General features: G+C 56.3%; 19 protein-coding genes. 8 read left to right on the top strand and 11 right to left on the bottom strand.

Going from position 1 to position 26,833, the window contains the following annotated elements:
• Window positions 1-591 precede the first annotated feature (591 nt).
• The 3 genes from FHS27_RS01095 to upp all read right to left on the bottom strand — a co-directional run bounded on the left by FHS27_RS01095 (window position 592) and on the right by upp (window position 4,488).
• Window positions 592-1,800: a DUF1559 domain-containing protein gene (locus tag FHS27_RS01095; RefSeq protein ID WP_246418971.1), complete on the bottom strand. Its 1,209-nt coding sequence runs from the start codon at window positions 1,798-1,800 to the stop codon at window positions 592-594.
• A 273-nt stretch (window positions 1,801-2,073) separates the two neighbouring features.
• Complete coding sequence (locus FHS27_RS01090) at window positions 2,074-3,828, bottom strand: serine/threonine-protein kinase (protein WP_184300551.1); 1,755 nt, start codon at window positions 3,826-3,828, stop codon at window positions 2,074-2,076.
• Window positions 3,829-3,846: 18 nt separating this feature from the next.
• A complete protein-coding gene (gene upp / locus FHS27_RS01085; protein WP_009101377.1) occupies window positions 3,847-4,488 on the bottom strand; it encodes a uracil phosphoribosyltransferase in 642 nt (213 codons plus the stop codon).
• A 403-nt stretch (window positions 4,489-4,891) separates the two neighbouring features.
• Here upp and FHS27_RS01080 point away from each other — a divergent pair, with 403 nt between their 5' ends.
• Both FHS27_RS01080 and metX read left to right on the top strand, forming a co-directional pair.
• Window positions 4,892-6,211: an O-acetylhomoserine aminocarboxypropyltransferase/cysteine synthase family protein gene (locus FHS27_RS01080; RefSeq protein ID WP_184300548.1), complete on the top strand. Its 1,320-nt coding sequence runs from the start codon at window positions 4,892-4,894 to the stop codon at window positions 6,209-6,211.
• Window positions 6,212-6,389: 178 nt separating this feature from the next.
• The gene (gene metX / locus FHS27_RS01075; RefSeq protein ID WP_184300545.1) at window positions 6,390-8,270 is read left to right on the top strand and encodes a homoserine O-acetyltransferase MetX; all 1,881 of its coding nucleotides are present in this window, start codon (window positions 6,390-6,392) and stop codon (window positions 8,268-8,270) included.
• Window positions 8,271-8,544: 274 nt separating this feature from the next.
• Here the strand turns inward: metX and sucD are convergent, their stop codons facing one another.
• From sucD to FHS27_RS01050, 5 genes are all read right to left on the bottom strand, one after another.
• Complete coding sequence (sucD, locus tag FHS27_RS01070; RefSeq protein WP_009101386.1) at window positions 8,545-9,420, bottom strand: succinate--CoA ligase subunit alpha; 876 nt, start codon at window positions 9,418-9,420, stop codon at window positions 8,545-8,547.
• Between the two features lie 131 nt (window positions 9,421-9,551).
• Window positions 9,552-10,736, bottom strand: a complete 1,185-nt coding sequence (gene sucC / locus FHS27_RS01065) for an ADP-forming succinate--CoA ligase subunit beta (RefSeq protein ID WP_184300542.1) — start codon at window positions 10,734-10,736, stop codon at window positions 9,552-9,554.
• A 195-nt stretch (window positions 10,737-10,931) separates the two neighbouring features.
• The gene (locus tag FHS27_RS01060) at window positions 10,932-12,623 is read right to left on the bottom strand and encodes an FAD-dependent oxidoreductase (protein ID WP_184300539.1); all 1,692 of its coding nucleotides are present in this window, start codon (window positions 12,621-12,623) and stop codon (window positions 10,932-10,934) included.
• A 36-nt stretch (window positions 12,624-12,659) separates the two neighbouring features.
• Window positions 12,660-13,202 (bottom strand): rhodanese-like domain-containing protein, encoded by a 543-nt coding sequence (locus FHS27_RS01055; RefSeq protein ID WP_184300536.1) that lies wholly within the window; start codon window positions 13,200-13,202, stop codon window positions 12,660-12,662.
• Window positions 13,203-13,398: 196 nt separating this feature from the next.
• Entirely contained in the window at window positions 13,399-13,725 is a 327-nt protein-coding gene (locus tag FHS27_RS01050) for an ArsR/SmtB family transcription factor (protein WP_184300533.1), read from the bottom strand.
• A gap of 116 nt (window positions 13,726-13,841) precedes the next feature.
• Between FHS27_RS01050 and FHS27_RS01045 the strand changes: the two genes are divergently transcribed.
• From FHS27_RS01045 to FHS27_RS01035, 3 genes are all read left to right on the top strand, one after another.
• The gene (locus FHS27_RS01045; RefSeq protein ID WP_184300530.1) at window positions 13,842-15,440 is read left to right on the top strand and encodes a sugar ABC transporter ATP-binding protein; all 1,599 of its coding nucleotides are present in this window, start codon (window positions 13,842-13,844) and stop codon (window positions 15,438-15,440) included.
• Window positions 15,441-15,633: 193 nt separating this feature from the next.
• Complete coding sequence (locus tag FHS27_RS01040; protein WP_184300527.1) at window positions 15,634-17,415, top strand: hypothetical protein; 1,782 nt, start codon at window positions 15,634-15,636, stop codon at window positions 17,413-17,415.
• A gap of 224 nt (window positions 17,416-17,639) precedes the next feature.
• Entirely contained in the window at window positions 17,640-18,614 is a 975-nt protein-coding gene (locus tag FHS27_RS01035; RefSeq protein WP_184300524.1) for an endonuclease/exonuclease/phosphatase family protein, read from the top strand.
• Between the two features lie 69 nt (window positions 18,615-18,683).
• Here FHS27_RS01035 and FHS27_RS01030 read toward each other — a convergent pair whose 3' ends face one another.
• Both FHS27_RS01030 and FHS27_RS01025 read right to left on the bottom strand, forming a co-directional pair.
• On the bottom strand, window positions 18,684-19,088 hold the full coding sequence (locus tag FHS27_RS01030; protein ID WP_184300521.1) for a response regulator: 405 nt from the start codon (window positions 19,086-19,088) through the stop codon (window positions 18,684-18,686).
• Window positions 19,089-19,138: 50 nt separating this feature from the next.
• A complete protein-coding gene (locus FHS27_RS01025) occupies window positions 19,139-21,331 on the bottom strand; it encodes a CHASE domain-containing protein (protein WP_184300518.1) in 2,193 nt (730 codons plus the stop codon).
• Between the two features lie 507 nt (window positions 21,332-21,838).
• On the opposite strand from FHS27_RS01025, the gene FHS27_RS01020 reads away from it, so the two are divergent.
• The 3 genes from FHS27_RS01020 (at window position 21,839) to FHS27_RS01010 (ending at window position 23,239) form a co-directional block, all read left to right on the top strand.
• Window positions 21,839-22,426, top strand: coding sequence for an RNA polymerase sigma factor (locus FHS27_RS01020; RefSeq protein WP_184300515.1), 588 nt, complete (start codon window positions 21,839-21,841; stop codon window positions 22,424-22,426).
• On the top strand, window positions 22,419-22,658 hold the full coding sequence (locus FHS27_RS01015; RefSeq protein WP_184300511.1) for a hypothetical protein: 240 nt from the start codon (window positions 22,419-22,421) through the stop codon (window positions 22,656-22,658). The genes FHS27_RS01020 and FHS27_RS01015 overlap by 8 nt, the downstream gene beginning before the upstream one ends.
• 227 nt (window positions 22,659-22,885) lie before the next feature.
• Complete coding sequence (locus FHS27_RS01010) at window positions 22,886-23,239, top strand: hypothetical protein (protein WP_184300508.1); 354 nt, start codon at window positions 22,886-22,888, stop codon at window positions 23,237-23,239.
• Window positions 23,240-23,329: 90 nt separating this feature from the next.
• Here the strand turns inward: FHS27_RS01010 and FHS27_RS01005 are convergent, their stop codons facing one another.
• The gene (locus tag FHS27_RS01005) at window positions 23,330-26,833 is read right to left on the bottom strand and encodes a caspase family protein (protein WP_184300505.1); all 3,504 of its coding nucleotides are present in this window, start codon (window positions 26,831-26,833) and stop codon (window positions 23,330-23,332) included.

Raw genomic sequence — 26,833 nt, 5'->3', positions numbered from 1 at the left:
AACAAAACGACTTTGCAGAACAGGCGTCCAACTCAATGCAAAGCTCAGCCTGCCGCAGCGTTAACCATGCGGCGAAATTCAATAAACGGGTTCGCTCGACAGCGAGAAACGCAGCTCATGCAAACCGAATGTACCTGTCGTGGTGTTATTCTGTTTCGTCGGGCGCAACTACATCAGTCGCCTCGTTGTCCATCGCGCCCATCCGCGCTTGTTTTTCTTCAGGAGTCAACCTACGACGTTCGGATGTATCGATCACACGAGTCTCTGAGTTGCCCGAACACCCCACAACAAAAGGAGTAAAAAGGCACACACAGATCAAACAACGGAGCAACATTAGATTTCTCAACAACATAAATTCATGAAAGACGTAGCGGCGAAGTGATTCGCATCTATTTCGCGAACCACCAGAACGAAAGCCCAATAGAGCGTTTTTGTAGATGACGTAGGTTTTCAAACGTAGCTACGTTCACCCGAACCTGGTCCACCGTCGGGCAACGGTGGCTACAACCAAAAATCGAAATGCTCTAGAACGAAGGCTCGAAAATGCCGCACCGCAAAGCGGTGCGGCGAGCGGGAAGCACGAAGAGATCTTTAGAACTCTTCGTCGATCACTTCTTTGGAAGCACGGGTTCCGAGCGATCCCCAAAGCCCGTATGGGCTCGCCGATCCTGGAGCACGAACCCCTGATTGACCAAATGAGACAGGCCCCACTTTGCTGTCACCTGCCTCGATCGAATCGGTGATAAACCTGACTGCCCCATCGGCCATCAAGACGTGGGCACCACCTTGGTGACGACTGCTGACGGTCCAAGTACCGCCTCCAGCGGTGTTTTGGCCGGTACTACAAACTTCCCGATTAGGTGGAAGGATTGTGTTGCACATCGTCCAGCCCATCGTCACGCCCGCCCAGCAGGAACCACGCTTTGTCTCGACGAAATTGTTGTTGTGGGGACTCGTTCGCCAAAACGTGGGGCGACTGACCTCGATTTGACCTGAGCAGTTGGTCGGATTGTTTTCGACATTGCCACCGTGACGCGGCGAAGTTGTGATGTGCTCGTCACCCAAGTCCGTGTTGTTCTCGCCCATGCAAATGGTGTTCGACAATCCGTCCAAAACGTCACGGAACGCGGTTTGAGTGTAAATACCAAAACAGCCGCGAGCGGACGCGTTGTACTCAGCGTCTGCCCGAACGTTGCGGGCCCAGTTCGTGTAGGGACCAAAACTCATGTAATCGATCGCGTCCCCATAACAAACGCCGTAGTTGCTTCGCCCACCAAGCGGCAAGCCGAACCCTGGGTCACTGGGGCACCGAAAGGTGTTCACATCGGTAAAGCACGGCGTCCAGTCAGTGGAGTAATTGTTTGTTTGGGCAACAACACCCCAAGGAACCGCCCCCCAAGCTGGGTAAGTTTCGGTCGTGCCACCGCTGGTGACGATGAGGGGGTTGCTGATTTGCTCCCACAAAGCTTGTTGTTCCACGAAAGGCAAAAGCCCAACCTGAGCACTCAACCGTTCATGTTGAAAATCACGTTCCTGAGGCCAGTTGCTGCCAATCGCTCGAACAGCTTGGGGGCCTGTGCCGTGTTTGGGCATCTTGTTGTATGCGGAATGGTAATTGTGAATACCAAGTCCGATTTGCTTGAAATTGTTGCTGCAGCTCATCCGGCGTGCCGCTTCACGAGCAGCCTGCACAGCAGGAAGTAGCAGACCGACGAGTACGCCGATGATGGCAATGACGACGAGTAACTCGACGAGGGTAAAACCGCGGGGCCGGTATGGCGAACGAGGAAGTTGAGACAAGGTTGGACTCCTATGATGAAAAGATTGACTTAGAGGAGACAATGGAAATAGCTCCCCTGCCTTCATTAAGCGAACCCAAGGGTCCAAACCTTTACACTAGACCATATTTTTTATTTTTTACGCCAAAAGACTGGCCCTGCTTGTGAACATGAACAAAAGGCCAAGCAAAAACACTTTTGGCCACGCCCCCCCAACATTCCAGGACGAGGCAATGCACTCCGTTCGTGCTTCGCTGGCATAGATGGCGCACGTTAGCCGATGCAGACCAACGGCTCAGTCTTCGGTAACGCTGCGTTGTCGCTTGTACTTCAATCCGGGAAAGAAGAAGCACCCTGCGGCAACGATTCCGAAGATCAGGTGCGCGTGCCGCGGGAAGACCGCCATCGCGACGCTGGCCGTGAGCAGCGAGATCGCCTGCAGATAAAACGCGCCGGTTAGCATGCCAGCCTTCACAATAAAGACCATGCCACTGATCACGCCGAGCATCGGCGCGAGACTGAGCACCTCAAGGTCCAACCACCACTCCAGCGGAAACAGCATCGCGATCGCGATCATGCTCGACCCCCACACGTGCGCGACCTGCCGCTCGATAAAAGTGACTGGCCCCATTCGTTGACGCAGCTTCCAAAACACGGCTGCCCAAGCCCCCACACCGAGCACCCACACGCCGACGTAGATCGATCGACGTTCGATTCCCGCCAATGACATCTGCCACGTTAAGAGACTCGCCACCAACAGCACCAACGAATGCCACATCCACAACAGCCCCCACTTTTCAAGGACGGCGGCATGATGGGTGTCACGAAACATCCGAGCAACGACTTGGTTAAAATGCCCGCTGCGAGCGGAGACTCGCTCGTCGGCTAAGTAGGCTTTTAAATCCTTAATCAATTCGTCGGTCGTTTGGTAACGCAAGTCGGCGGGTTTCTGCAGACAACGCGTGACGACCATTTCCAAATCACGATCCAATCCCGGCCGCAGCGCACGCGGCGGAGTCGGGTCTTGCTCGATCACCTGCATCACGAGCTCCATCGCCGAGTCACCGACAAACGGCGCCCGCCCCGTCAACGCGTAGTACAAAACACAACCGAGCGAATACACGTCGCTGGCCACACCGACATCGCGCCGACTACCCGAGGCCTGTTCGGGAGACATGTACGCCGGCGTGCCGACCAACATGCCGCTGCGGGTTAGATCCGCTTTGGTGCCGATGTGTTTGGCCAAACCGAAATCGGTCAGCATGGGATAACCTTGGCGACCAAACAGAATATTGCTCGGCTTGATATCCCGGTGCAAAATCCCCGCCGCATGAGCAACCGCGACGGCTTCGGCGACCGCGATGATCATCTCGCACGCTTCTCGTGCGTTCATCGGGCCTTCGGCAACCTTCTGTGCCAGTGTTTCGCCTTCAATCAACTTCATGCTGAAGAACGGCCGCCCGTCGACGTTACCGACTTCGTAGACGGGAACGATTCCGGGATGTTCCAACGAAGCGGTCGCGGACGCCTCGGCGAGAAAACGTTGCAAGTCCGCGTCGCTGGCTAATCGCCCACGCAAGATCATCTTGATCGCGACTTCACGGTCGAGCGATCGTTGTCGGGCACGGAACACGACGCCCATACCGCCACGGCCGATCTCCTCGATCAGGTCATAATCACCGATCGTCGTCGGCAACCGCATTCCACGCGACGGCAACGATGGATCGTCCTCGTCCAACCGATCCCCATCGACGAATTCACCGTCCGAACTCGATAGCGTTTCATCGGTAGGAGAAATTGGCGACGACGACTTAGACGGACCAATCACTGGCGTTCGCCGACCGGGTGTTTCGTCACGTACGGCACCGGCTGTATCTGTCACGAGCACCGCGCCCCACAGATGCCGCAAATCCGATGCGAGTTCGGGATGCTGACGACAGACCGTTTCCAAATCCGCGATCTCACCTCCGCAGACCCGGTCGGTCATCTCCGCCAGAACATCGGCGAGACGCTGTTCGTGTTCGTCTCGGTCCGTGTCAGGCGTTTTCATAAAAACAGATCGCTCGGATTAGTCCGTTTGCGGCGTGTCGAAGATTCGATCTCCCGCATCACCCAATCCAGGAACGATGAAGGCGTTCTCGTTTAGCGACGGGTCGACCGCAGCCACGTAAATCTTAACGTCCGGGAAATCCCTCGCGACGCGATCGAGCCCCGGTTGAGCGGCGATGATGCTCAAGACGCGAATGTCGGAAACGCCCCAACGCTGCAATCGCCGAACGACCAACTCGATACTGCCACCGGTCGCCAACATCGGATCGAGCACGAGGGCAACGTCGGACGCGTTGCTGCGAGGCAACTTATCATAGTACCCAACAGGCTCCGCGGTTTCTTCGTTGCGATACAAACCGAGGTGCCACACCGAGGCGTCCGGAATCAGCTCCAGCAGCGGGTCGACCATCCCGAGCCCGGCACGTAGGACCGGCACAATTCCGATTTCCGCATCCAAACGTTCGCACGTGGTCGTCGTGATCGGCGTCTCAATCTCGACCTCTTTGAGTGGGATGTCCTCGGTAGCATGCACACCGATCAACATCGCCAATCGCGCCACACCGGCACGAAACTCACTCGGCCGAGTGTCACGACTGCGGAGAGCCGCCAAGTGGTGAGAGACCAGCGGGTGGTCGAGAATGAAGACTTGGTTGGGCGTCATCGGATCGGTCCAGGAAAAGCATGATCGCGAGTTTCATTTGGGTAGCAATCTAGGGCAAACGCTACCCTGACGACAGTAGGAGCCGAACCGCGAAAGCCGTCCTTCGTCGATCCATCCCGGGCCAACACCCGGGCTCCGCCCCCGCACCGGACGGCTCGATCCAATGCTTGGTCGGGACGCCAGCTTAGGCGTCAGGCCCTCGTCTTTGCGAAAGCCCGGGCCTGGGACTGCGGGCCTATCCCATCAAGGAGGCAAATCTGCTAGTTTGCCCCTCGTTTTCGATGCCAAGATCGACCAAAATGCTCGATTCTTGGGATCGGCTCCATGGACACTCGACGGCGAATCGTCTGCGAATCCGATTCCGTGCCTCTCCTTTCTCCCCATATAACCCTGCGAACAAACGATGTCAGAAGACGCAACCGCTAACCATCGCATCGCTACCCAAGCTCTCCATGCCGGACAGGTTGCCGACCCGACGACCAAGTCGCGGGCGGTACCGATCTACGCCACGACGAGCTACCAATTTGACAGCACTGATCACGCGGCGGCTCTGTTCGGCCTAACGGAATTCGGGAACATCTACAGCCGGCTGATGAACCCGACCGTGGACGTTCTGGAAAAACGACTCGCAGCGATGGACGGTGGCGTCACGGGCCTGTGCTTTGCATCGGGTCAAGCCGCCATCACGGCAGCCATTTTGACAATCGCGCACAGCGGACAAAACATCGTCAGCAGCACATCGCTGTATGGCGGAACGTGGACCCTGTTCACCCAAACGCTGAAAAACCTCGGCATCGAAGTTCGCTTCTTCGATCCGGACAAACCCGAAGACATCCACGGACTCGTCGACGAGAACACTCGCCTGGTCTACATGGAGAGCATCGGAAACCCTCGCAACGATGTGCCTGACTTCAAGGCCATCACCGACGCCGCCCACACGGCGCCACACGGTGCGTTGCCGGTTCTCTGCGACAATACCGTGATGACTCCGATGTTGTTGCGTCCGATCGACCACGGTGTCGACATCGTGATCTACAGCACGACCAAATTCTTGGGTGGCCACGGTGTGCACATCGGCGGTGCGATCATCGACAGCGGTAACTTCAAGTGGGCGGACCAGCCTGAGAAATGGCCTGAGTTCTGCGCCCCGTCGCCTTCCTATCATGGTGCCGTTTTCGAAGAGCACCTGCGTGGAATGGGCAACATCGCCTACAACATCCACATCCGCACCCACTGGCTCCGCGACACCGGTGCCGCGATGAGCCCGTTCGCGGCATTCCTGTTCCTGATGGGAATCGAAACGCTCCACCTGCGGATGCCACGCCACTGCGAAAACGCTCTCAAGATTGCCGAGTTCCTGGAATCGCACGACGCCGTGGAATGGGTGAACTACCCCGGACTGCCCAACCACACCCACCAAGCCAACGCGGCCAAGTACCTACCCAACGGCAAAGGCGCGATCCTCGGCTTCGGCATCAAGGGCGGAATGGAAGCGGGCAAAAAGTTCATCAACGCCTGCAAACTCTGCTCGCACTTGGCCAACATCGGCGATGCCAAAACACTCGTCATCCACCCGGCCAGCACCACGCACCAACAACTCAGTGCCGAGGAGCAACGTCGCGCCGGTGTCAGCCCCGAGTACATTCGCATGTCGGTCGGGATCGAAGACGCCGATGACATCATCGACGACTTGAAACAAGCCCTCGCGACAGCGTCCGCATAGCCGGAACGCGAGCAGATTCGTCCCTTTCAACTCAACGCGTCGTAGTCGATTCGGCTCTGACGCGTGATCGCGAAATGAACGAGACCTGATCCAATTACGGCAACGCACGTTCGCTGCCGCCGAACACTCCACGCTTGAACGAACCGCTTCGAGCCCAACCGAGTCGAAGCGACTACCAATGCAAGGCATGGCGACCACCAACGATTGCTCTAGCACCGATGACATCCGTAGTGATCAACCACTCACGCACGCCCAAACGGTTTGGTTCGATGAACCGCTGGCGCTCGAACGTGGCGGTGAACTGCCGAAAATCCGATGCTGCTACGAGACCTGGGGCACCCTGAACGCGGACGCCTCCAACGCCGTGCTCGTCTGTCACGCCGTCTCCGGTGACTCGCACGCGGCCCGTCACGATGCCGATGATCAACCGGGATGGTGGGACGGTTTGGTCGGCCCCGGCCTCCCGATCGACACGAACCGATTCTTTGTCGTCTGCCCCAATGTCCTCGGCGGATGCCGTGGAACGACAGGCCCCGGCGACCTCCGCGAAATCCCGCCTGAGCGTAACACCGGGAACACAAACGACGCCAAGTCCACACCCGAACAATCGACGCCCCAAATCCCCTACGGCGCGGACTTTCCACGCATCACGATCGGGGACATGGTCGAGGTCCAACGACGCCTCGCCGACCATCTCGGGATCCGTAAGTGGCGAGCGATTGTCGGCGGTTCCCTCGGCGGCCATCAAGCCCTGCAGTGGGTCGCCCGGTATCCCGATTGCACCGACACCTGCATTGCGATCGCGACTTCACCGCGTCTGACCAGCCAAGCACTCGGGTTCGACGTCATCGCACGCAACGCGATCCAGACCGACCCGCACTTCCAAGGCGGTCAATACTACGGCACATCCAAACGCCCCGATACGGGACTCGCCATCGCCCGCATGCTCGGACACATCACGTACCTGAGCGTCGAAGCGATGGAGGCGAAATTCGATCCCGATCGACACGATCCACGCCAAATCGCATCGCAATTCGAACAACGATTCAGCATCGGTTCGTACCTCGCCCACCAGGGACAAAAATTCACGACACGGTTTGACGCGAACAGCTACATCACGCTCTCGATGGCGATGGATCTCTTCGACCTCGGCGGAACCCGCCTGCGATTGATGGAGACATTCGACGACTGCACGTGCGACTTCCTGCTAGTCAGTTTCAGCAGCGATTGGCTATTCCCGCCCGCACAATCTCGCGAGATCGTGAACGCACTGACGGCGCTCGACAAACGAGTTACCTACGCGGAAATCACCACCGACGCGGGACACGATGCGTTCCTCATCGCACGCGACATGGCGACCTACGGCCCGCTCGTGCAAGAACGACTGTGGCAATCATCCGAAAAACCACAGGACACCTCCAGCCAACGTGCTAACTCCGAAACCCCGGTGCAACTGACGGTTGCCGAAGAATCAATTCTCGGATTCATTCCGGCAGGCGACAGCGTTTTGGACCTTGGCTGCGGCACAGGCGAGTTACTCGCCGCGATTCGCGACCAGCACTCGGGAATCCCCATGCGATTGATGGGTGTGGAAGTCGCTCAAGAAAACATCCTCGCGACGGCAATGCGCGGGATCGATGTCATCGACTACGACCTCAACAACGGCCTGCCCGCATTCATCGACGATCAGTTTGACGTGGTCGTGCTCAACGCAACCTTGCAGGCGGTCGACAACGTCGTCGCCTTGCTCGACGAAATGCTGCGGGTTGGGAAGCGTGCGATCATCAGCTTTCCAAACTTTGCTTACAAAGCCCTGCGAGAGGACTACGTCACACGGGGACGTTCGCCTCGGGCCCCCGGCGAATTCGACTTCGATTGGCATGACACGCCGAACCGACGATTTCCCACCATCGCAGACGTTCACGACCTACTCATTCAGATGAACGTCAAAATCGACCAAGAGATCTATTGGGACGTCAGCCAATCTCGCCACATCGACGCGGACGACAACCCCAACCTGAACGCCGACACCGCGGTGATGGTCATCCACCGCAGCTGACCAACCAAGGCGTCGCCTCCCTATAGCGGACGTCGCTAAAACTTCCGTCTTCCCTGGAGGCAAAACCACCGCCTCATGCCGGCCGATTTGCCGTGGCCACCGACGAAACCCGTGACGGGCTTCGCTGCACGAGTGCCAAATCCGGTCACTAAGTCAATGGACACGGAGCACGTGGACATGCAATGCAGAGCCACTGAGCGCGAGGGCACTGAGAGAAAATCTCTCGACCAAGAAAGGGCCGGCGAACCGGCCCCTGCGTATCGTGAAGCTCGCCTTAGGCTTGCTTGATCGCCTTGAGGACGGCTTCGCCCATTTCAGCGGGACTCGGCGCGACGACGATTCCGGCGTCTTCGAGAGCGGCGACCTTTTCTTCCGCCGTTCCTTTACCGCCACTGATGATCGCACCTGCGTGGCCCATGCGTTTGCCCGGAGGTGCGGTGCGACCGGCGATAAACGCGGCAACCGGTTTGGTCACGTGCTCTTTGACATATGCGGCGGCTTCCTCTTCGGCACTGCCTCCGATTTCACCGATCATCAAGATCGCTTCGGTCTGATCGTCTTCCTGATACAGCTTGAACAGGTCGATGTAGTTCGTTCCCACGATGGGGTCGCCGCCGAGACCGACGCACGTGCTTTGGCCCAACTTCAAATTACTGGTCTGCCAAACCGCTTCGTAAGTCAACGTTCCCGAGCGGCTCATCACGCCAATCTTACCGGGCGTGTGAATGTAACCGGGCATGATCCCGATCTTGCATTCACCCGGTGTGATCAGACCAGGACAGTTTGGACCGATCAGAATCGAATTGCTCGCCTTCACTTTTTCATAGACGCGAACCATGTCGATGACGGGCACGCCTTCGGTGATTGCCGCGATGATTCGAATTCCCGCGTCAACCGCTTCGAGAATGGCATCGGCAGTGAACGGAGGTGGGACGAAAATCATCGTCGCATCGGCACCGGTTTGCTGTACCGCTTCTTCAACGGTATCGAAAACAGGCATGCCTTCGACGTTCTGCCCGCCCTTGCCGGGGGTCACACCGCCGACGAGTTGGGTGCCGTAATCGCGGCAACCCATCGCGTGGAATTTGCCAGCGTTGCCCGTGATTCCTTGGCAAATCACTTTCGTATTTTTATCGACCAGAATACTCATGAGGATAGCTTTTAGCTTTTTGCTGCCCGCGACCAGCGTTTCTGACTGTCACGCAACAGGAGGAGTGAGATGAATGGGTGTGAAAGCTAGCCGCCGAGAATCAATGACTCTCGGCTGACCGTACGAAAAGCCTAGGCGGTTGCCGCGACAATTTTCTTAGCCGCGTCAGTAAGGTCGACGGCCGTGATCACGTCGACATCGCTCTCTTCGAGCATCTTCCGGCCCTCTTCGACTTCGGTACCTTCGAGTCGCACGACGAGTGGGACAGTGAACCCAACCTCTTTGCTCGCTTCGATCAACGCCGAGGCAATGGTCGTGCAACGTGCGATCCCGCCAAAGATGTTCACGAGCACGCCTTTGCAGTTTTTGTCGGACAACAAGATCCGGAACGCTTCGGTAACCTGAGCCGCGTTGGCACCGCCACCGACATCCAGGAAGTTGGCAGGCTCGCCACCGTGATACTTGATAATGTCCATCGTCGACATTGCCAAACCAGCACCGTTGACGAGGCAAGCGATGTTACCTTCGAGTTTGACGTAGCTCAGCCCCGCCTTGCCTGCCCGAATCTCACTCTCTTCTTCTTCGCTGAGGTCACGCAGTGATTCGAGGTCTGTGTGACGGAACATCGCGTTCTCGTCGAAGGTGATCTTGGCGTCCAGGGCGATCATCTCGCCCGATCCCGTAATCACCAACGGGTTAACTTCGGCGAGGGCACAATCATAATCGATGAAGAATCGGCACATGGCGGTCATGAATTTGAACGCACTCTTGGCCGCTGGCCCTTCAATGCCGAGCTTCTTGCAGAGCTTGCGAACCTGGAAAGCTTCCAATCCGATCGCAGGATCGAACGCTTCCTTGTGGATCAGTTCCGGAGTTTCCTCGGCAACCTTTTCGATCTCAACACCGCCCTCGGTGCTGACCATCAAAACCGGTTTGCAGGTAACGCGATCGACGACAATCCCGAGATACAGTTCGCGAGCGATATCGCAACCGGCTTCGACAAAGACCTTCCCGACCGTTTGACCTTCTGGGCCCGTTTGAATCGTGACCAGTTTCTTGCCGAGCAATCCTGCGGCGGCCGCCTTGGCCTCGTCAGCAGATTTGCACAACACGACACCCTTCTGGTCCGGGTTGTCGATGATATTGCCTTTCCCACGCCCGCCGGCATGAATCTGGGCTTTGACGACGGCGATTTTCCCGCCGAGTTTCTCATACGCAGCCTCTGCTTCTTCAGGCGTTGTCACCATGTGCCCCTCGAGCACGGGGACGCCAGCGGCGCGGAAGAGTTCTTTTCCTTGATACTCGTGAATTTTCATCAGGACGAATCCCGCAGGTCGGGTCAGGGGGGAGTGAGGTTCAATGACGCAGCCGGAAAATATACGTTGCATCCCCAACACTGACCACGGGGCTGCGACCGTGTCACATTCCTCCCCGAGTCGTGCTTTGAACCGTTACCCCAATCGTTCCCTATCAAGTGACGGACACGACTCGAGCCCCCCGCCCGATGCAACTCACTGGAGCACCGGCCTGGGAATCTCGACGTGACGATACGTGGTGTAACCACCGCTGAGATTCTTCACGTTGAATCCTTTTTGGGCGAGCAATCGCGTCGCCATGTACCCTCGTTGACCGACTTTGCAGTAAACAAATATCTCGCGATCCCGCGGCAACTCATGGAGATGTTCGCGGAGCTGCTCAAGCGGATAATTCGCCGCGCCGTCGACATGGCCCGCGGAAAACTCCGATGGAGTCCGGACATCGAGCAAGAAAACACTCTCATCGGCGGGAATCGCCGTTGCCACATCGAGGACGTCTGCCGCGTGCACGACGGGTTGGTCACCCCGCAGAACACCAGCGGCGACAAACCCCGCCATGTTGACGGGATCTTTTGCTGATCCAAATTGCGGGGCGTAACACAGCTCCGCTTCTTCGAGATCGTAAACCGTCATCTCGGCTTGAATCGCCATCGCGATCACATCGATCCGCTTGTCCACGCCGTTAGTCCCAACGGCTTGGGCACCGAGAATCTTGCCGTTCTCAGGATCGAAGAGCAGTTTCAAACTCATCGCGGTCGCGCCGGGATAGTAGCCCGCGTGATCCGCCGGGTGCACGTAAACCTTCTCGTAGGCTCGCCGCATCCGCTGCAACACCTTTTCACTCAGTCCCGTCATCGCCGCGGCGCGCCCGAAAACGCCGACGATCGCGGTGCCCTGGGTGCCACGATATTTCGAATCTCGACCGAAGAGATGGTCGGCCGCAATACGTCCCTGCCGGTTCGCGGGTCCGGCCAGTGGGATTTGCGTGGTGTCGCCGGTGATCGAACAACGCACCTCCGCAACATCACCGACGGCGTAAATGTTCGAATCGCTGGTCTGCATGTGCTCGTTGGTGACGACACCACCGCGATCACCACACAACAACCCAGCCTCCAACGCGAGCGTGTTCTCGGGCCGCACGCCGATGCTCACCACAGCAAAGTCGGCATGCAAGACCGCGCCAGATTTCAGGTGCACGGTGAGCTCGGTGCCGTCATCCTCAAAACGCACCGCCGAATCGCTCAAATGCAGTTTCACTCCCCGATCACTCAGCAGCGAATGAAACGGTTCGATCATTTCGCGATCCCACGGTGGCAAGATCTGATCGGACAGTTCAACGAGCGTGGTTTCAATCCCTCGCTCGATCATGTTTTCGACAACCTCGATCCCGATGAATCCCGCACCGACGACCACGCAACGCCGCGGCGGCTGACTCGAATCGCTCTTCATCACGACCTGAGCGAGCAATCGATCCGCATCGGGCAGATCTCGCAAACTCATGATTCGCTCCCCGTCGATCCCGGGAATCGGCGGTTTGAAAGCGGCCGCACCGGTCGCGTAGATCAACTTGTCGTAAGACTCATCGTAGGTTTTGCCCGTTTGCAAATCGCGAACGGTTACCGTTTTCTCATCGCGATTGATCTGGGTCACTTCACTGAGCGTACGAACGTCGAGTCGGTATCGCTGGCGAAGTCGCTCAGCGGGTGCAACCAGCAGTTTGTCGCGAGACTGAATCTTCCCACCGACGTAATACGGCAATCCACAATTCGCAAACGAAGGTTCGGGCCCTCGTTCGAGCAAAATGATTTCAGCATCTTCGCTCAACCTTCGTGCCCGCGCCGCCGCCGACGCACCACCCGCAACAGCCCCAATGATCACAATCTTCATGACGAATCCAAAATGAGTTAATAAGGAGAACGAACGCTACTTCACTTGACAGGCGTGCGTTTGACAACGGTTCCACGGCATTCTCGCGAGCATCATGCCCATGCCACAGGTGTCCGTCACGCCGGCGAAGATCAATCCCGCCCCGATGAACGCCGACAACCCCGCGTACATCGGATTGACCACCATCGCCAAAACAGCCCCGACCAAAACCAACGCCCCCGCAACGATCCGAACCTGACGTTCCAACGAGACCGCCTTCTTCCCTCGGATGACCGGCAATCCCGCTCGATCCCACGCCTCGGTCCCGCCGTCAACGCTTACGACGTTATCGTAACCGGCTTCTGAAAATTGCTTGCACGCCATCGCCGACCGACCACCGCTTTTGCAAATCACGTACAGCGGCCGATTCTTCTGCCCAAACTTCTCGAACGCATCGCCCGGATTCAACGAGTCCAACGGAACGTTATGGGCACACTCCGCGTGAACCTCACGAAACTCGGTAGGCATCCGGACATCGATCAAACTCACACCGTGTTCGGCATGTTGACGGGAAAGTTCATGGACGGAAATGGTTTTCATTGGAACGCTTAAAATCGTTAGATAGTGAGATGACGAGATAATAAATGTGAACGCGTTGCGGTGAAATTTCAGTTCGACTGTCGAGCGGCGAGGCACACGAAACAAAGCGTCACGCACGCGAGCGACTTGGCCAGCGAATCGGCGTCCGGTTTCCTGCTCCGTGCGCCGTAACAATCACCGATTGAATGTGGCTCCCTTACGACAAAAAGCGACCTTCGATGCACGCCATGAGTTTTTCTAAGTGCGGTTCAGCGACTTGGTAGAATACGCGTCGCCCCTCGCGTTCACTGGTAAAAAAACCGCACCGCTGCAGCAGACGCAAATGCTCCGAGGCCACATTGTCAGGTACTTCACAGTCCGCGGCCAACTCGCCAACGGTGTAACGCCCATGCAACAGCAATTGGACCATCCGCAAACGCACCGGATGAGCGAGCGTTTTGAGACATTCGGCCGCATCGCCGAGTTCCCGAACGCTCCCTTTCGGCTTCGCCGTGGCGGTCGTTTTCGTAGTACCTTTTTTCATGATTCAGCGTGAGTGACTTTTGGATTGGAGTGGTTTTCTTACAATACATCCTCCCGGCTTGTCAACATATCGGAAGGTCACGATATGTCAATTGAGTTTTTCCGATCGGTTTTCAGATGATCCCCAGACTCTCCCTCAACGGTATCCGCAAATCGTTCGGCGCCACCCGCGCCCTCGACGGTGTCGATCTGAGCGTTCGTCCCGGCGAAGTCCACGCGATTATCGGCGAAAACGGTGCAGGCAAGAGCACGTTGATGCGGGTCCTCAGTGGTGCTCACCGTCCGGATGCCGGGGAAATCCGGTTTGACGGAAAGCCCCTTCATTTCGCCGGACCGCGTGATTCGCAATCCGCCGGCATCGCGATGATCTACCAAGAACTCAACCTCGCACCGGATCTATCGGTGTGTCAAAACATCACACTCGGTCGCGAGCCGCAGCCGACCGGATCCGTGTTCGCGCACCTCGCGCGCTGCATCGGATGGGTCGACCAAGAGACGCAGCGGCGATGGGCGTCCGAAGCCCTCGCAAAATTGAACTGCGACCATCTCTCGCTCGATCGTCCCGCTGGCGAACTGTCGATCGCCGAACAACAAATGGTCGAAATCGCGAGAGCGGTCGTGACATCATCCCATGACTCGTCCGGTTCGCTAAAACTGCTGATACTGGATGAACCAACCAGCAGTCTTACTCAGGTCGACACCGAACGCCTCTTCGACGTAATCGAACGCCTCAGCAACGACGGCGTCAGCATTCTGTACATCAGCCATTTCCTCGAAGAATGCGAACGCATCGCGGACCGGTTCACTGTTCTTCGTGACGGCCGCACGGTGGCAACAGGACGCATGCCGGGCACGTCACCCCAAACCCAATCGGACGCGTCCAACCCGAACGCTGCCGACAACGAACCGCCAACGCCAATGGACGAGATCATCCGTTCTATGGTCGGTCGAGACATGTCCGACCTGTATCCCAAGTTCACCCACACACGCGGCGACGTCGCACTCGAAGTCAAACAGATTCAATCCGCCGACGGGCCCCAATCGGTCAGCTTCGAAGTGCACCGCGGCGAAATCCTAGGCATCGCCGGGTTAATCGGTGCCGGTCGAACCGAAACCCTCCGGACCATCTTCGGGCTCGACACTCTTACCGGCGGCGTGGTCTCGATCGCCGGAAAACCAACCGCCTGCCGACGCCCCGACCTCAGTTGGACACGCGACTCGATGGGACTGGTTTCCGAAGACCGCAAGAACGAGGGGCTGTTTCTCGATCGCAGTTTGACCGACAACCTTACGATCACCCGCATGGACACGTACCGCAAACGCGGTCTGCTCTCGTCCTCAGCGATGTCTCAATCGACTCAGCAGTGGATGCAAACGCTCGACGTCAAAGCCGCCTCACCCTACCAATCCATCGGCGAACTTTCCGGCGGGAACCAGCAGAAGATCGCGTTAGCAAGGCTCCTCCATCACGACTGCGCGATTCTATTGCTCGATGAACCCACCCGGGGAATCGATATCGGCAGCAAAGAAGTGATCTACCGACAAATCGGCGAACTGGCCGCGACGGGCAAGGCGATCATTCTCGTCAGCAGCTATTTGCCTGAGCTGCTGGGCGTTTGCGATCGCATCGGTGTGTTCGCAAACGGAGAAATGACAGACCTCCGCGACACCGATTGTTGGACCGAACACGAACTACTGGCCGCCGCGATCGGCTGAGAAGGGCGTTTTCTCGCCCCCAATCCGCATAGTCGTCATCAGCGGAAAAACTTGAGATCTCCTTCGGTATTTCGGCCCTCCTTGTGAGCCAGAAGTGGACAAACATGCCCCCCAAACTAGCTTTCGATACACCTTCTAGTTTGCTCGGACGTCAGTAGACGATCCGACTGTTTGTCCCTCCAAGGAAACCCTCGTGAAGAAATTGTCTCTGACCCTTGCAGTCGCATTGACTGCTGTATCGTACGGTCCCGTCGCCAACGCCCAGTGCTGCGGTTCGGCCGCACCAGCCCCTGCACCCGCATGCGGCGGATGCTCCGACACGCTCGCTGGCGAATCCGCCGGTCCTGCAATCGTCCAAGACGGCGGTTGTGGCCCCGTCATGACGACTCAAACCGTCATGGTTCCACAACAAGTCACCGAAACCCAAACGGTTACGGTAACGGAAATGAAGCAAGAAACGCGTCAGCGTTCGTACAACGTCGTGAAGTGTGTTCCTCGCACTGAAACACGCACTCGCACCGTGAACAAACAAGTTCCACGCGAAGTCACCAAGTCGGAAACGTACACCGTCATGGTCCCGACGCAACAAACTCAAGACTACACCGTTCAAGTTCCTGTCACGACTGAAGTCGAAGAAACGTACACGGTGATGGTTCCTAAGACCGAAGTGGTTCAAGAAACCTACTCGGTTCAAGTTCCTGTCACGACTCAAGTCGAAGTGCCTTACACCGTTTGTGTTCCTTACACCGAAACGGCGACTCGCACTTACAGCGTGAACGTTCCTTACACCGAAATGGTTGAAAAGAGCTACAGCGTTTGCGTTCCTTACACCGAGAACGTTGAACAAACCTACTCGGTCAAGGTTCCTTACACCGAGCAGGTCTCGCAATCGTACACCGTTCGCGTTCCTTACACCGAAACCAGCGAAGTCAGCTACACCGTTAGCGTTCCTTACACCGAAACAATGACCGGCACTCGCACCGTGTGCCAACGCGTCCCAGTGACCAAGTACCGCTCCGTCAGCAAAGACATGGGCAGCTACCAGTGCGTCACCGAAGAAGTCCCTGCCGCTAGCGGTTGCGGATCGTCATCGTGCGGCGGTTGCGGTTCATGTGGTGGCTGCAGCAGCTCATGTGGTTGCGGCGACAGCTGTGGCGGATGTGGCGGCGGATGCACCACCACCGTCACTCGTAAGGTTTGGGTTCCTAACGTCGTTTGCGAACAAGTTCCTTACACGACCTACACCACTCAGAAGGTTGAGCAACCTTACACATACAACGTGACCAAGTGCCGTAGCGAAACTCGCACGCGTCCTGTTTCGGTCACGAAGTACCGTTGCGAAACTCGCACTCGCATGGTCAACGTAAACCGTTGCCGTACCGAAACACGCACCCGCATGGTTCCTGTGACTCGCACTCGCATGGAAGCTCGCACGCGTCAAATTGCCGTTCGTCGTTGCCGTCAAGAACAACGCACTCAAGAGTATCAAGTTCGCAAGACTCGTACTGAACAACGCACACGCCTTGTCAACAAAACGAGCTGCCAAACCGAAACTCGCACACGCAACAAGAACGTGACAACCATGGTTGCTGAAACACGCACCCGCATGGTTCCTAAAACTTCGATGACGACCGAAACGCGTCAACGCACCATCACCGTCATGGTGCCCGAAGAAAAGACTCGCGAGTACACCGTCACCGAGTTTGACACCGTTAGCGAAGAAGTTCCTTACGAAGTAACCGTCATGGAACAAGTTACCGAAGCCAAGACCGAAGACTACACCGTCTGCGTTCCTGTTCAGGTTCAAAAAGAAGTTCAAGTGACCAAGACCGTCATGGTCCCACAAACAGTTGAAGTTCCTGTCTCGGGCGGTTGCTCGGGTGCATCGGCTGCCGGAGCTGCTGGCTCGGCCGGTTGCGGATGCGGTTCAGCACCTGTCGCCGCTCCTGTCGCTGGCTGTGGTTGCGGAAGCTAATCTGAATGAATCATTCGGCGGGCCTCCAGCCCACCGAATCGATTAAACATTGAAACGTCGGTTTCCCAATGGAGACCGACGTTTTTTTCATGCGCGTTCGAATTGCCACCATCATCCGCCACCCGGACGACGAAACGGATAGTCACGATAGAGGTGAATCCACAGCCCGTGGGGCGAGCGCAAATCGGGTAGGTGAATGAACATCGTAACGTTACGCTAACCCCATGCCTTCCCTCAACAAATTTGCCGACGTTGTTCTCGCCGCGATCGCAGTGATTCTTGTGCTCGCAACCGTCGCGGCGTTCTTCGCTCGTGTCCACTGGATCTGCGATACCCTGGCCAACCTGCGTATCCAAGGACTAATCGCAGTCGCCAGCATCCTCGTGGTTTCCGCAATGTTACGACGATGGAGGATCACGTTGGTTCTCTCGCTCTTGCTGCTGCTGAACCTAAACGGCATGAACCTTGGGACGACGACCCAACCGGTCAATCATCTCGCCGGCGATTCAACAAACGCCGTGATCCAAAAATCGATCCGAGTGGTGACAACGAACGTCCTTGCACTCAATGCAAACCACGACGCGATCATTGAGGAACTACGAACTCTCGATGCCGATGTGATCGCGGTCATCGAACTAACACCCCAACTCGCCAGACGATTGCGGGCGACCTTCGCAACCACCCACCCGTACCAAACTTTCCACGACCGCGACGACAATAATTTCGGAATCGGAATTCTCTCTCGTTTACCAATCCTCTCCACCGAAACCCTGCGTTGGCCCGGCACCCCGATCAGCCTCGAAGCAAACCTAGGCGACGTTCGATTGATCGCGACACATCCGTATCCGCCGATCGGTCAGGCTAACTTTCACTCTCGCAACCGACAACTCACGCAGCTTTCCGAGCACATTCGGAACACCAGGGATAAAAACAGGGGAACCGTCCTATTGGGAGATTTCAACCTCACTCCATGGAACGCGAATTTCACCGATCTATTGACAACGTCAGGCTTGAAACGGGCAGCGGGTCGCTGGGAATTTCATCCGACCTGGTTCGCACGCCCCTGGTTTGCCCTGGGATTACTAATCGATCACATTCTGATCAGCGACGACCTCACGTGCACCGAATACTCCATCGGTGAAGATTGTGGATCGGATCATCGCAGTGTCCTGGTCACGCTCGCTGCGACGAACGAATGATCGGCGAACCAGTCTTCAAATAAAGACGCGTTGAACAGTGATGGCGCGATAACCTCGCACCGGTGTCCACTAGCAATCACCGCCAAAGTATGTGCGTGCGATTTTCTCAATCGTTTCGAGTTCGAGCGGTTTGGATTGATAATCGATCACCTGCGGAAACTCCTTCGCTCGTTCCGCGTCACCCGGACGACTCGACGTCGACAACATCATCACCAGCGATTTCGCTCGTTGTAATTGAGTCAGCGCATGATAACGCTCAAGGAACTCATACCCATCCATTCGCGGCATATTGAGATCGAGAAAGATTACATCGACCCCGTGATCCTCTTTCCGCAGATGCTCCAACGCCTCGTCGGCGTACTCAAATGCGATGATGTTCTCGACCAAGCCTGACTTCTTAAGAATGCGAGTGTGAATCATGTTGTCGAGACTGCTGTCGTCGATCAACATCACCAACTGAATCGGCTTTTTCATCTAGGTTTTCCAAGCAAGCTACTCATTAGATCGATCATTCCGACATCATTTCATCGAGTCTGTGGCGAGTCGGAGTCTACATTATTTGGAATTGAAATGTGAAATGCAGTCCCACCGAATTCCGAATCATCGATCCAGATTCGCCCCCCCAAACGATCAACAATCCTTTTGCAGATTGCCAGCCCGATCCCATTTCCCTGATAGGTCGATTCGGCGTGGAGACGTTTGAACACACCGAACACTCGTTCACGATACTCGGGCGCAATCCCGATTCCGTTATCGGCGACAACGTACTCGGTCTCGATTGCCGACTGCTTCCCCGACACCCGTACGCGAGGCGGTTTATCGCCCCGATACTTTAATGAATTGCCGATGAGGTTTTGGAACAACTGCATTAACTGCTTAGAATCCGCATGTACACTTGGTAATTCATCACATTGCACGACGCCGTCACATTCCGCGATGACCTCGGATAGATTTTCGATGGCCGAGTCGACGATCTCCTTAACGTCACAACGAACGAGGCTTCGTTTTTCCGATTCGATTTGTGAGTAACTCAATAGATCGAGAATCAGATCCCGCATGCTCAAAGCACTCGATTCGATTTGATTCATAAAAACCTCGGCGTCGCCCGAAAGAGAATCATCGAGTTCTTCATGCAGCAACTGTGACAACGAGACGATCCGCCGCAGCGGTGCCTGCAAATCGTGGGAAGCCACGTAGGCGAATTGAGCGAGTTCGTCGTTGCTGCGTTGCAGTTCAACGTTCGCGCGAGCAATCTCACGAAGGTGATGCTTCCGTTCATCGAGCATTTTCATTCGCTCGGTCAGGTCGGTGTTTGCACCGAGCATCCGGATCGCCTCGCCCTCTTCGTTGCGGAACACGACCGCCTGCCCACCCAAGTATCGAATGGATCCATCGGGATGAATCACTCGGAATAAGATGTCGAGATCGGAGTCACCTCGCAGCGCATCCTCGACCGCCTTGTTGGCCTGCGCACGATCGTCGGGATGCACACAATCGTTCCACGCATCAAACGCCCCACTGAAATCCTCTCGTTGGCAACCATAGAGTTCGAACATCGCGTCGTCCCAATCCAACCGCCCCGTGACCGGGTCAAAATCCCAAATCCCGATTCGGTTCGCGTTCGTTGCCAGCGAGACGCTCTGCAAATTCTCGGTCATCGCGTCAGCCATTTTCAACGACTTGCGACTGGCGCGAGAGATCGACAAAAACATCCCGATCAACAAGGAGTCGATCAGCAGGCCGGCCCATAAAATGGTCTGCGGTTGCGACGACGATGCATTGCGTCGGAAAGATAAATCCGACCAAATATCAAAGGTCCAGAGCCGTCCAAAAATGGGGACAGTCACCTGTTTAGTCAGCATCGGATTAGGATCGTACCCAGGTGCCGATTCGACGTGCTCATCAAAAAGAACTTCACCGCCATCCTTAATCCGTAACCCGAGCGAGCGTTTCTGTTTCTCCATCGTGCCTCGCATCAAATTTCGCACGAGGAAGGGTGCGTACACCAATCCTTGAAATCGCTCGCGACGCTCTTCGACTTCCTGCAGTTTCGTGTCACCCGCAAAATCGAGCGTATAGAAAGGGGTAAAGAACAAGAAACCCGGAGTTCGTTGTTCGTCTTGAACCAACGTGATCGGGCCCGTCACTTGGCTCAACCCACTATCGCGTGCCTTGTGCGCCGCGGCACGGCGGTTCGTTTCGTGGGCCATGTCCAATCCGAGCGCCGCGGCATTGGGTCCTTCCGGCACGACTTGAGTGATCGGCCACAACGTCGCTTCATCATGGTCCGGATAGATTTCAAAATCCGGGTGCATACGACGCTGCCGAGCAATAAACTCGTCTCGCTCCTCGCGAGGCAACGCCAAGACAACTCCGAGTCCATTGATGCCCGGGTAACGTTCGGCAATGTTAATTTGGTCGACGTAATGCCTCCACCGGTCTCGCTCAATGGGCCGCTCATCAACCTCCATAAACGCCGCTGCCGCCAACAACGCCTCTTCGTACTTTTGCATCCTTTCGAGGACCAAACCGACAATTCGATCGGACTCACGATCAAATTGGATTTGGATTTTCGAATCCAGTTGCTGCCGTGAATAGCTCCACGCAAACAACGTCAATCCAATCGAAAGCAACACGACGATCGCGTGAAACCATTGAAACGTTCCACGGCGACGTAACCGCTCGCGGACGTCGGTTTGGTCAGTTCGATGGGTCATGAATGCGTCCCGCGGTGCGGTAATGTGCCGGAAACTGTCCTCGTCATCCGAAATAGATAGAGAAGCGAATCCCCGTGTTCTTGCCAAGATCCTAGCACGTCGCAACCCCGGAGCCGAAAATCAAGAGCAGGACGCCGGACCCATTCGTCTTCCTTCCTTGGCTTTTCCCGCAGTGGGTGATCTCAATGATCTGATTCGAATTCGCTCCCAATTTTCGTGACAGAACATCCCGCGTCACCGCCTTCTTGTTGAGACCACCAAAATGGCGGACATGCCTCGAGCCGAAAAAGGCACAGAACGCGCTACTGCAGTGTTTCAAAAGAGGACGTGCCCGAAGTCACGGTAGCCCGATTCGCGCAGGCCCACGCGACACCCTTTGAAAATGAGTTCTGATAGAAAGCATGTTCGCGTCTCAACGTTCCCTGTCCCGATCGATACTCGTCGTGCAAGACCGGCTAAAATTGGCGTCCCGTGTTGTATCGTCCTCCCACCAGATTGAGCCGAATATTGGAAACCACCTCAGTGAGTCTGCTCGATCGCATTGCGAACGATGGAGAAAACAGCGATTGGGCGAAATTGTTTTCGATCTACCGCCCCTTCGTGGCGAGCGTCGTCAATCGATATCCCGCGTTGGTATCGCAGTCGGACGACATCACTCAGGAGGTGATCATAATCTTGATGCGAGAGCTACCGGCATTTCGGAGACAACGAACCGGTTCGTTTCGGTCGTGGCTGCGTGGAATTACGGTCAATCAGCTTCGCATCGCACTTCGCAAATCGAAAAAGTTCCAGCAAACCGACTCACCCGGAATCGAGATGGAAGCGGAACTCGATGAACTGGCAAATCCAGCGAGTATCGCGGCAAAGAAATGGGATGAAGAACACGACGCAATGGTCCTCAAAAGAATCGTCAAGGTCGTTCGTGCCGACTTCAAGGAAACAACTTGGACAGCATTTCAACGGTATGCGATCGAAAAAAGACCGCCGGCCGAGGTCGCCGCGGAATTAAACATCTCGCTCAATTCGGTGCTACTGGCGAAATCGCGTGTTCTCCGTCGGATGCGAGAGGAAGCGGCGGGGCTCATTGATGAATAAATCACTCCTTCACGACGGAATACTCGGATTACACGACCAGCGGGATTCGTTGACGTTGTACGGAATTTTGGAAGCCAACCCGGACGCGGCACGTTTGGCGATGGAGGTTCCCGACGATGCCTTCCTGATCAAACTACGTTCGTTTTTGTCATCCGACGACGCAACGTCGGCCGTAGACAACGCCACTCCCGATCGCTCGAGTTCCGATTCAAACGAGAACACCGCCGAGTGAGTCTCGATCGCATCGCCGCCCGGCATCGACGGACGTTAGAAAGGATCGGCACCGGTACACGTCACAAAACCACGTAAACTACCGCACGAAATTCGAGAGAAAAATTTTCTTCTCATTTCCTGACAGCTCACCCCAACGAAATGCCTTCTTCCATGTCCCCGCCGCGTGCCGCTGGCAGACACGGCGAATTCAAAGGTAGTTCCTTGGACCCACATTGAGGTTTCGACATGTCGACAATTCTCTCATCTTCGTCAGCGTTTGAGTCAACGCCCTCTGTCATCGTGACCACGACAAGCCCATCTCGCTCGACCAAACGGGCCCGAAGATCGCTCTTGTCGAAAGCTGCCAAGAGTTCGCACCTCACCGACGATTCAAATCTAAGGCTCGTTGAACAGCGGGCCATATCGCATCGCAACCTCTTTCAATCCGCACTCATTGCCGGCGCCAGCATGCTGGTGGGATTTTTGATGGGCGTCGTGTCCGTCCAATCGGCGTGCTTTTTCATGATGGGATCGGTCGCCGCGCACTTTATCGCCAGCGTTGAAATCAATCGGCTCGCGGCAACGATGAGAGAACAGTGAGCCGAACATCATCGTGGAAACATCAAACCCAGCATTACACAGCAATGCTACACATAGACATCAAACAATTGTCCGCCATGAACCGGCGATCTATTTCGCGGTTCGAACAAGTTCCAAACGCGACGTTTCCGCCAAACGCAGCGGGCTGACCGTGGGCTTCTGTTCTCCGGCGGTCAGTTGCCCTACGAAATCACGAACGAACGTCGCGAGTTCTTCGAGATCCACGACGCCATCGGCACCCTGGGAAACCTGCCCCTCGCCCGCCGATCCACGTCGACTTTGGTGAACGCCATCGGCATCTCCGTCGAGGGCGGCGAGAACGGAAAAAGTAAAGCACCCATGTTCTAAGGGTGCGAGTTCCTTCGCCGATTCACGTCCACTCGCAGCCGCGATCACCACACCGCCACTTTGCAACGGATCGCGAATACTGCTTTTGGCATCGACGACCGAACCACTGTGACACGTGTCGATCATGTAGATGACCTCCGTTCCCGGTTCTCCTGCTTTATCCAGCAACGACCAGGGCAATGAACTGCGTCGCAGTTCGGCTTCCTCGGCCGATCGACTCGTCGTAGTCACGTAATGGTATTCACCGTCAATGGTGGTCCCGTGTCCCGAAAGGTAAACGATCAGGATCTGTCTGCCACCGGTACCACGCAATTGATCGTTCAGATTACGAATCTCATCGGCAACTGATTGAGTTGTGATTTCGTTGTCGTGAAGCTCGCGAACGTTCCCCAACTTATAGCGTCCTAGCCCGGCGAGTTGTTTGTCACGGAGAGTCTTGATGATCGCGTCGACATCGTCGATCGGAAACTCCAAACGTCCGAATCCGTTGCGTTGATTCGCCAACGGTCCGCTGTAGTTCTCAGACGCGAGCGAGAGCAGATGCAATTGATAGGGCGTCTCGGGATCCGTATCGCCTCGTCGGTACGCCACGTCAGAAGCGTACAAACTCGCCAACGCCCCTCCTCGTTCCTTCGCGATGACTTCGATCTGATTGAGTCGACCGGATGAACTGACATTCCACGTACACAGAATCTGATTGTTGGGAAGCTGTTCGATATTCGGATCGGGCAAACGCACCGCGTCAATGTTCGCCCGAATGTCATACGCCTGCGGGTTCGCGGATCCAAAATCGATGCGAGCCGTGATCGTGTTCGGTGTTTCCGCCGAGAGGGTTCGTCCGATTTCGGGTAACAGAATCGTAACATCCGGGGTTGAGTCGATCACACTCGCGAGGTGCCCATCGACTGGCGGCCCCCCGGCGACCGCGTCCACAATGCTGACTCCGGAAATCAATTTCTGAATCGTTTCGGGGCGTTCGAACTCCTTCGCCAGAAAGCCACCTTCGACCATTCGCGGAGGTTGGTCGGCGCCGCGAAGAATCATCCATTCAAATAGTCCACCGCCCTCAGCCGCCGAAGCGTTAAAAAATCCGCTAGGATGCCAGATCGCCCATTGGCCGAATTCGTTCGCGAACGCGGTAAGAAAGGGTTCCCACGACGGACGAATGATGAATCGTTTCGTTTCGGTTTGCCCATCGGCACCAATCGATTCCGCGTAAATCAGATTCTGCCGTAGCACAGAAACCTGACCCAACGTTCGGAGAATCTCATTGGCTGATGCGGTTCCGGCCTGAGCGTCGAGGATCGTGTTTAGATCCCGACGGTCGTAACCCTGGATCCGCGTGATGCGGTCGCCGTCGCGCAATGAACGCGCAAACGCGATCCCCTCAGGATCGACTCGCCGCACAACCACGTCACCGTTGACGATTTCAAAATCGCAACCCCAGAACGAAGCTTGCTCAAATTCGCCATCCATTGCACCGGAGAACAAACCAGCGATACGCCACATTTTGATCGTCTGGTCGTGCGACCCGCTGAACAGGGTTCGACCGTCAATCGATGGAATCAACGAAGTGATGGTTCCCGTATGGTCGCGAAACCAGCGAACCATTGATGGAGCCAAGGCGTCCGAACTCGCGGGGACGTTACCGCTAAACCCGTAGACGAAAATACTGTTGACATTTTCGGTACCGACCGCGATCCCGACAGGTTCGTCTCGGTCGGGGCTGAACAAGAAACAGTGGCTCGAATAGGTGCCCTGAAATGCCGGATCGAGTCTGATCAGCCAATTCCTACCCTGAGGATCAATGACGCGCAGTTGCGTGGTCGGTCGATCAATTCGGATCACCTGCCACCCCGGCGGATCGATGACAGGAAATGTCCAGTCGTCCCGCGGTGGTTGGTCATTTCGTATTTCACCGTGCTTGAGATCCAAGACCGAAGTGATCAAACCCTCACTCCTACCAAACCCCAACTGCGTTCCATCGGGAGACAACGCGACTTGGTTGGTCGACAGGACATTCGCTCCCGTCGTGATCGGCGGTTGCCCAGTGAGCGGTCGCGAGATCGGCTCGTTTTGATCACCCGCCATCGGGAAGAGGTGGATTTCACGTGGGTCTTCCTTCGACACCGCGAGATACCGGCCGTCGGGAGAGATCGCGAGAGCGAGTGAATTTTCGGTCGTGGATACCGTCAAGGCGTCCAACCGCTGCCTCGATTCGAGGTCAAACAATTCGACGATCGATTTCCCCGCCCGTCCGTCGATGTATTCGTTACTCAACACAGCGAACGTCTTCGCGCCACCCATGGCGATCGCGGTAATGTGAGGCAACGCGGCGCTGACTCGATGTCGGTTGGCGGGGTCACGAAGATCGGAGAGATAGACGTTCCCCAATCCATCTGCGGACGCCCAATGCACGCCACGGTGGTCCCGTGTCAGAGCGGCAACTCGTCCGTGATAGTCTTCAGTGAACGTAGCCTCATTGCCGGTGCGAAGCGACCGGGTGATGAGTCGCACACGACCGTCAGGATCCTGACGCGAGTAAACGACGTTTTGGTCGTCGGTAAAAACCGCCAGTGGTGCAAATCGTGAGGCTTGCCGGTTCGGCGGACGCAACCGCGTGGGACTCAACCCGCCGCCTTGTCCTCGCTGCCACAGAAACATGCCACCGCGTTCGTCGCGTGAGATGATTTGATTTCCATCTGGTGAATAGTCCAGCGACATCACCGAATATCGATGTCCGAGCGTACCGATTTGTTTCGCCTCTGCCTCGGCCGTTCTCTCCAAAGGCGAGGGCAAACAACCTGAAACGGCTCCACGCGCGAGATCAAAGACCGCGATATCCCCAGTCTGTTGCCGAGCCCCAACGCCGCCGACAACCATTTCAGGCAGACGCGCATGCACGGCGAGCGAATAGATGCTGCCGCGATTGCCTCGTGCCTGTTCCCAGTACATGGAAGGAACACGTGTTAGTTCGAGCGGTTTGTTATCACCGCGATTCCATCCGACTTCATAAACATGCACGCTCTTGTCGAGTCCGGCCGCGTAGAGCCGCTGCGAATCCGACGAGAATTGAAGTTGGCGAATCTGGCCCGCTGGACCGCCGGTGTCGAGAACGACTCGCGGTGGCGGAGTCTGAGCCCGAACGGGGCCGGCCGAAATGACCACCTGTCCGAGAATCACGAACGCCGTCAAAAACTGACAGACGCACTTCACATTCCTCACGTGGTGGATCGATCGACTCAT

Source organism: Aporhodopirellula rubra (assembly GCF_014192335.1).
Lineage (GTDB): Bacteria > Planctomycetota > Planctomycetia > Pirellulales > Pirellulaceae > Rhodopirellula > Rhodopirellula rubra.
The sequence above is the reverse complement of the archived record's forward strand: the minus strand, read 5'-3'. Positions and strand labels throughout refer to the sequence as shown.

Bases quoted from the DNA above. Each gene is read 5' to 3' on its own strand.
- FHS27_RS01050 (WP_184300533.1), bottom strand. From the start codon at position 13,725: ATGAAAAAAGGTACTACGAAAACGACCGCCACGGCGAAGCCGAAAGGG.
- FHS27_RS01055 (WP_184300536.1), bottom strand. From the start codon at position 13,202: ATGAAAACCATTTCCGTCCATGAACTTTCCCGTCAACATGCCGAACAC.
- upp (WP_009101377.1), bottom strand. From the start codon at position 4,488: ATGACGCCCAACCAAGTCTTCATTCTCGACCACCCGCTGGTCTCTCAC.
- FHS27_RS01030 (WP_184300521.1), bottom strand. From the start codon at position 19,088: ATGAAAAAGCCGATTCAGTTGGTGATGTTGATCGACGACAGCAGTCTC.
- FHS27_RS01010 (WP_184300508.1), top strand. From the start codon at position 22,886: ATGTCGACAATTCTCTCATCTTCGTCAGCGTTTGAGTCAACGCCCTCT.
- FHS27_RS01025 (WP_184300518.1), bottom strand. From the start codon at position 21,331: ATGACCCATCGAACTGACCAAACCGACGTCCGCGAGCGGTTACGTCGC.
- FHS27_RS01045 (WP_184300530.1), top strand. From the start codon at position 13,842: ATGATCCCCAGACTCTCCCTCAACGGTATCCGCAAATCGTTCGGCGCC.
- FHS27_RS01080 (WP_184300548.1), top strand. From the start codon at position 4,892: ATGTCAGAAGACGCAACCGCTAACCATCGCATCGCTACCCAAGCTCTC.
- FHS27_RS01035 (WP_184300524.1), top strand. From the start codon at position 17,640: ATGCCTTCCCTCAACAAATTTGCCGACGTTGTTCTCGCCGCGATCGCA.
- FHS27_RS01015 (WP_184300511.1), top strand. From the start codon at position 22,419: ATGAATAAATCACTCCTTCACGACGGAATACTCGGATTACACGACCAG.
- FHS27_RS01005 (WP_184300505.1), bottom strand. From the start codon at position 26,833: ATGAGTCGATCGATCCACCACGTGAGGAATGTGAAGTGCGTCTGTCAG.
- metX (WP_184300545.1), top strand. From the start codon at position 6,390: ATGCAAGGCATGGCGACCACCAACGATTGCTCTAGCACCGATGACATC.
- sucC (WP_184300542.1), bottom strand. From the start codon at position 10,736: ATGAAAATTCACGAGTATCAAGGAAAAGAACTCTTCCGCGCCGCTGGC.
- sucD (WP_009101386.1), bottom strand. From the start codon at position 9,420: ATGAGTATTCTGGTCGATAAAAATACGAAAGTGATTTGCCAAGGAATC.
- FHS27_RS01090 (WP_184300551.1), bottom strand. From the start codon at position 3,828: ATGAAAACGCCTGACACGGACCGAGACGAACACGAACAGCGTCTCGCC.
- FHS27_RS01060 (WP_184300539.1), bottom strand. From the start codon at position 12,623: ATGAAGATTGTGATCATTGGGGCTGTTGCGGGTGGTGCGTCGGCGGCG.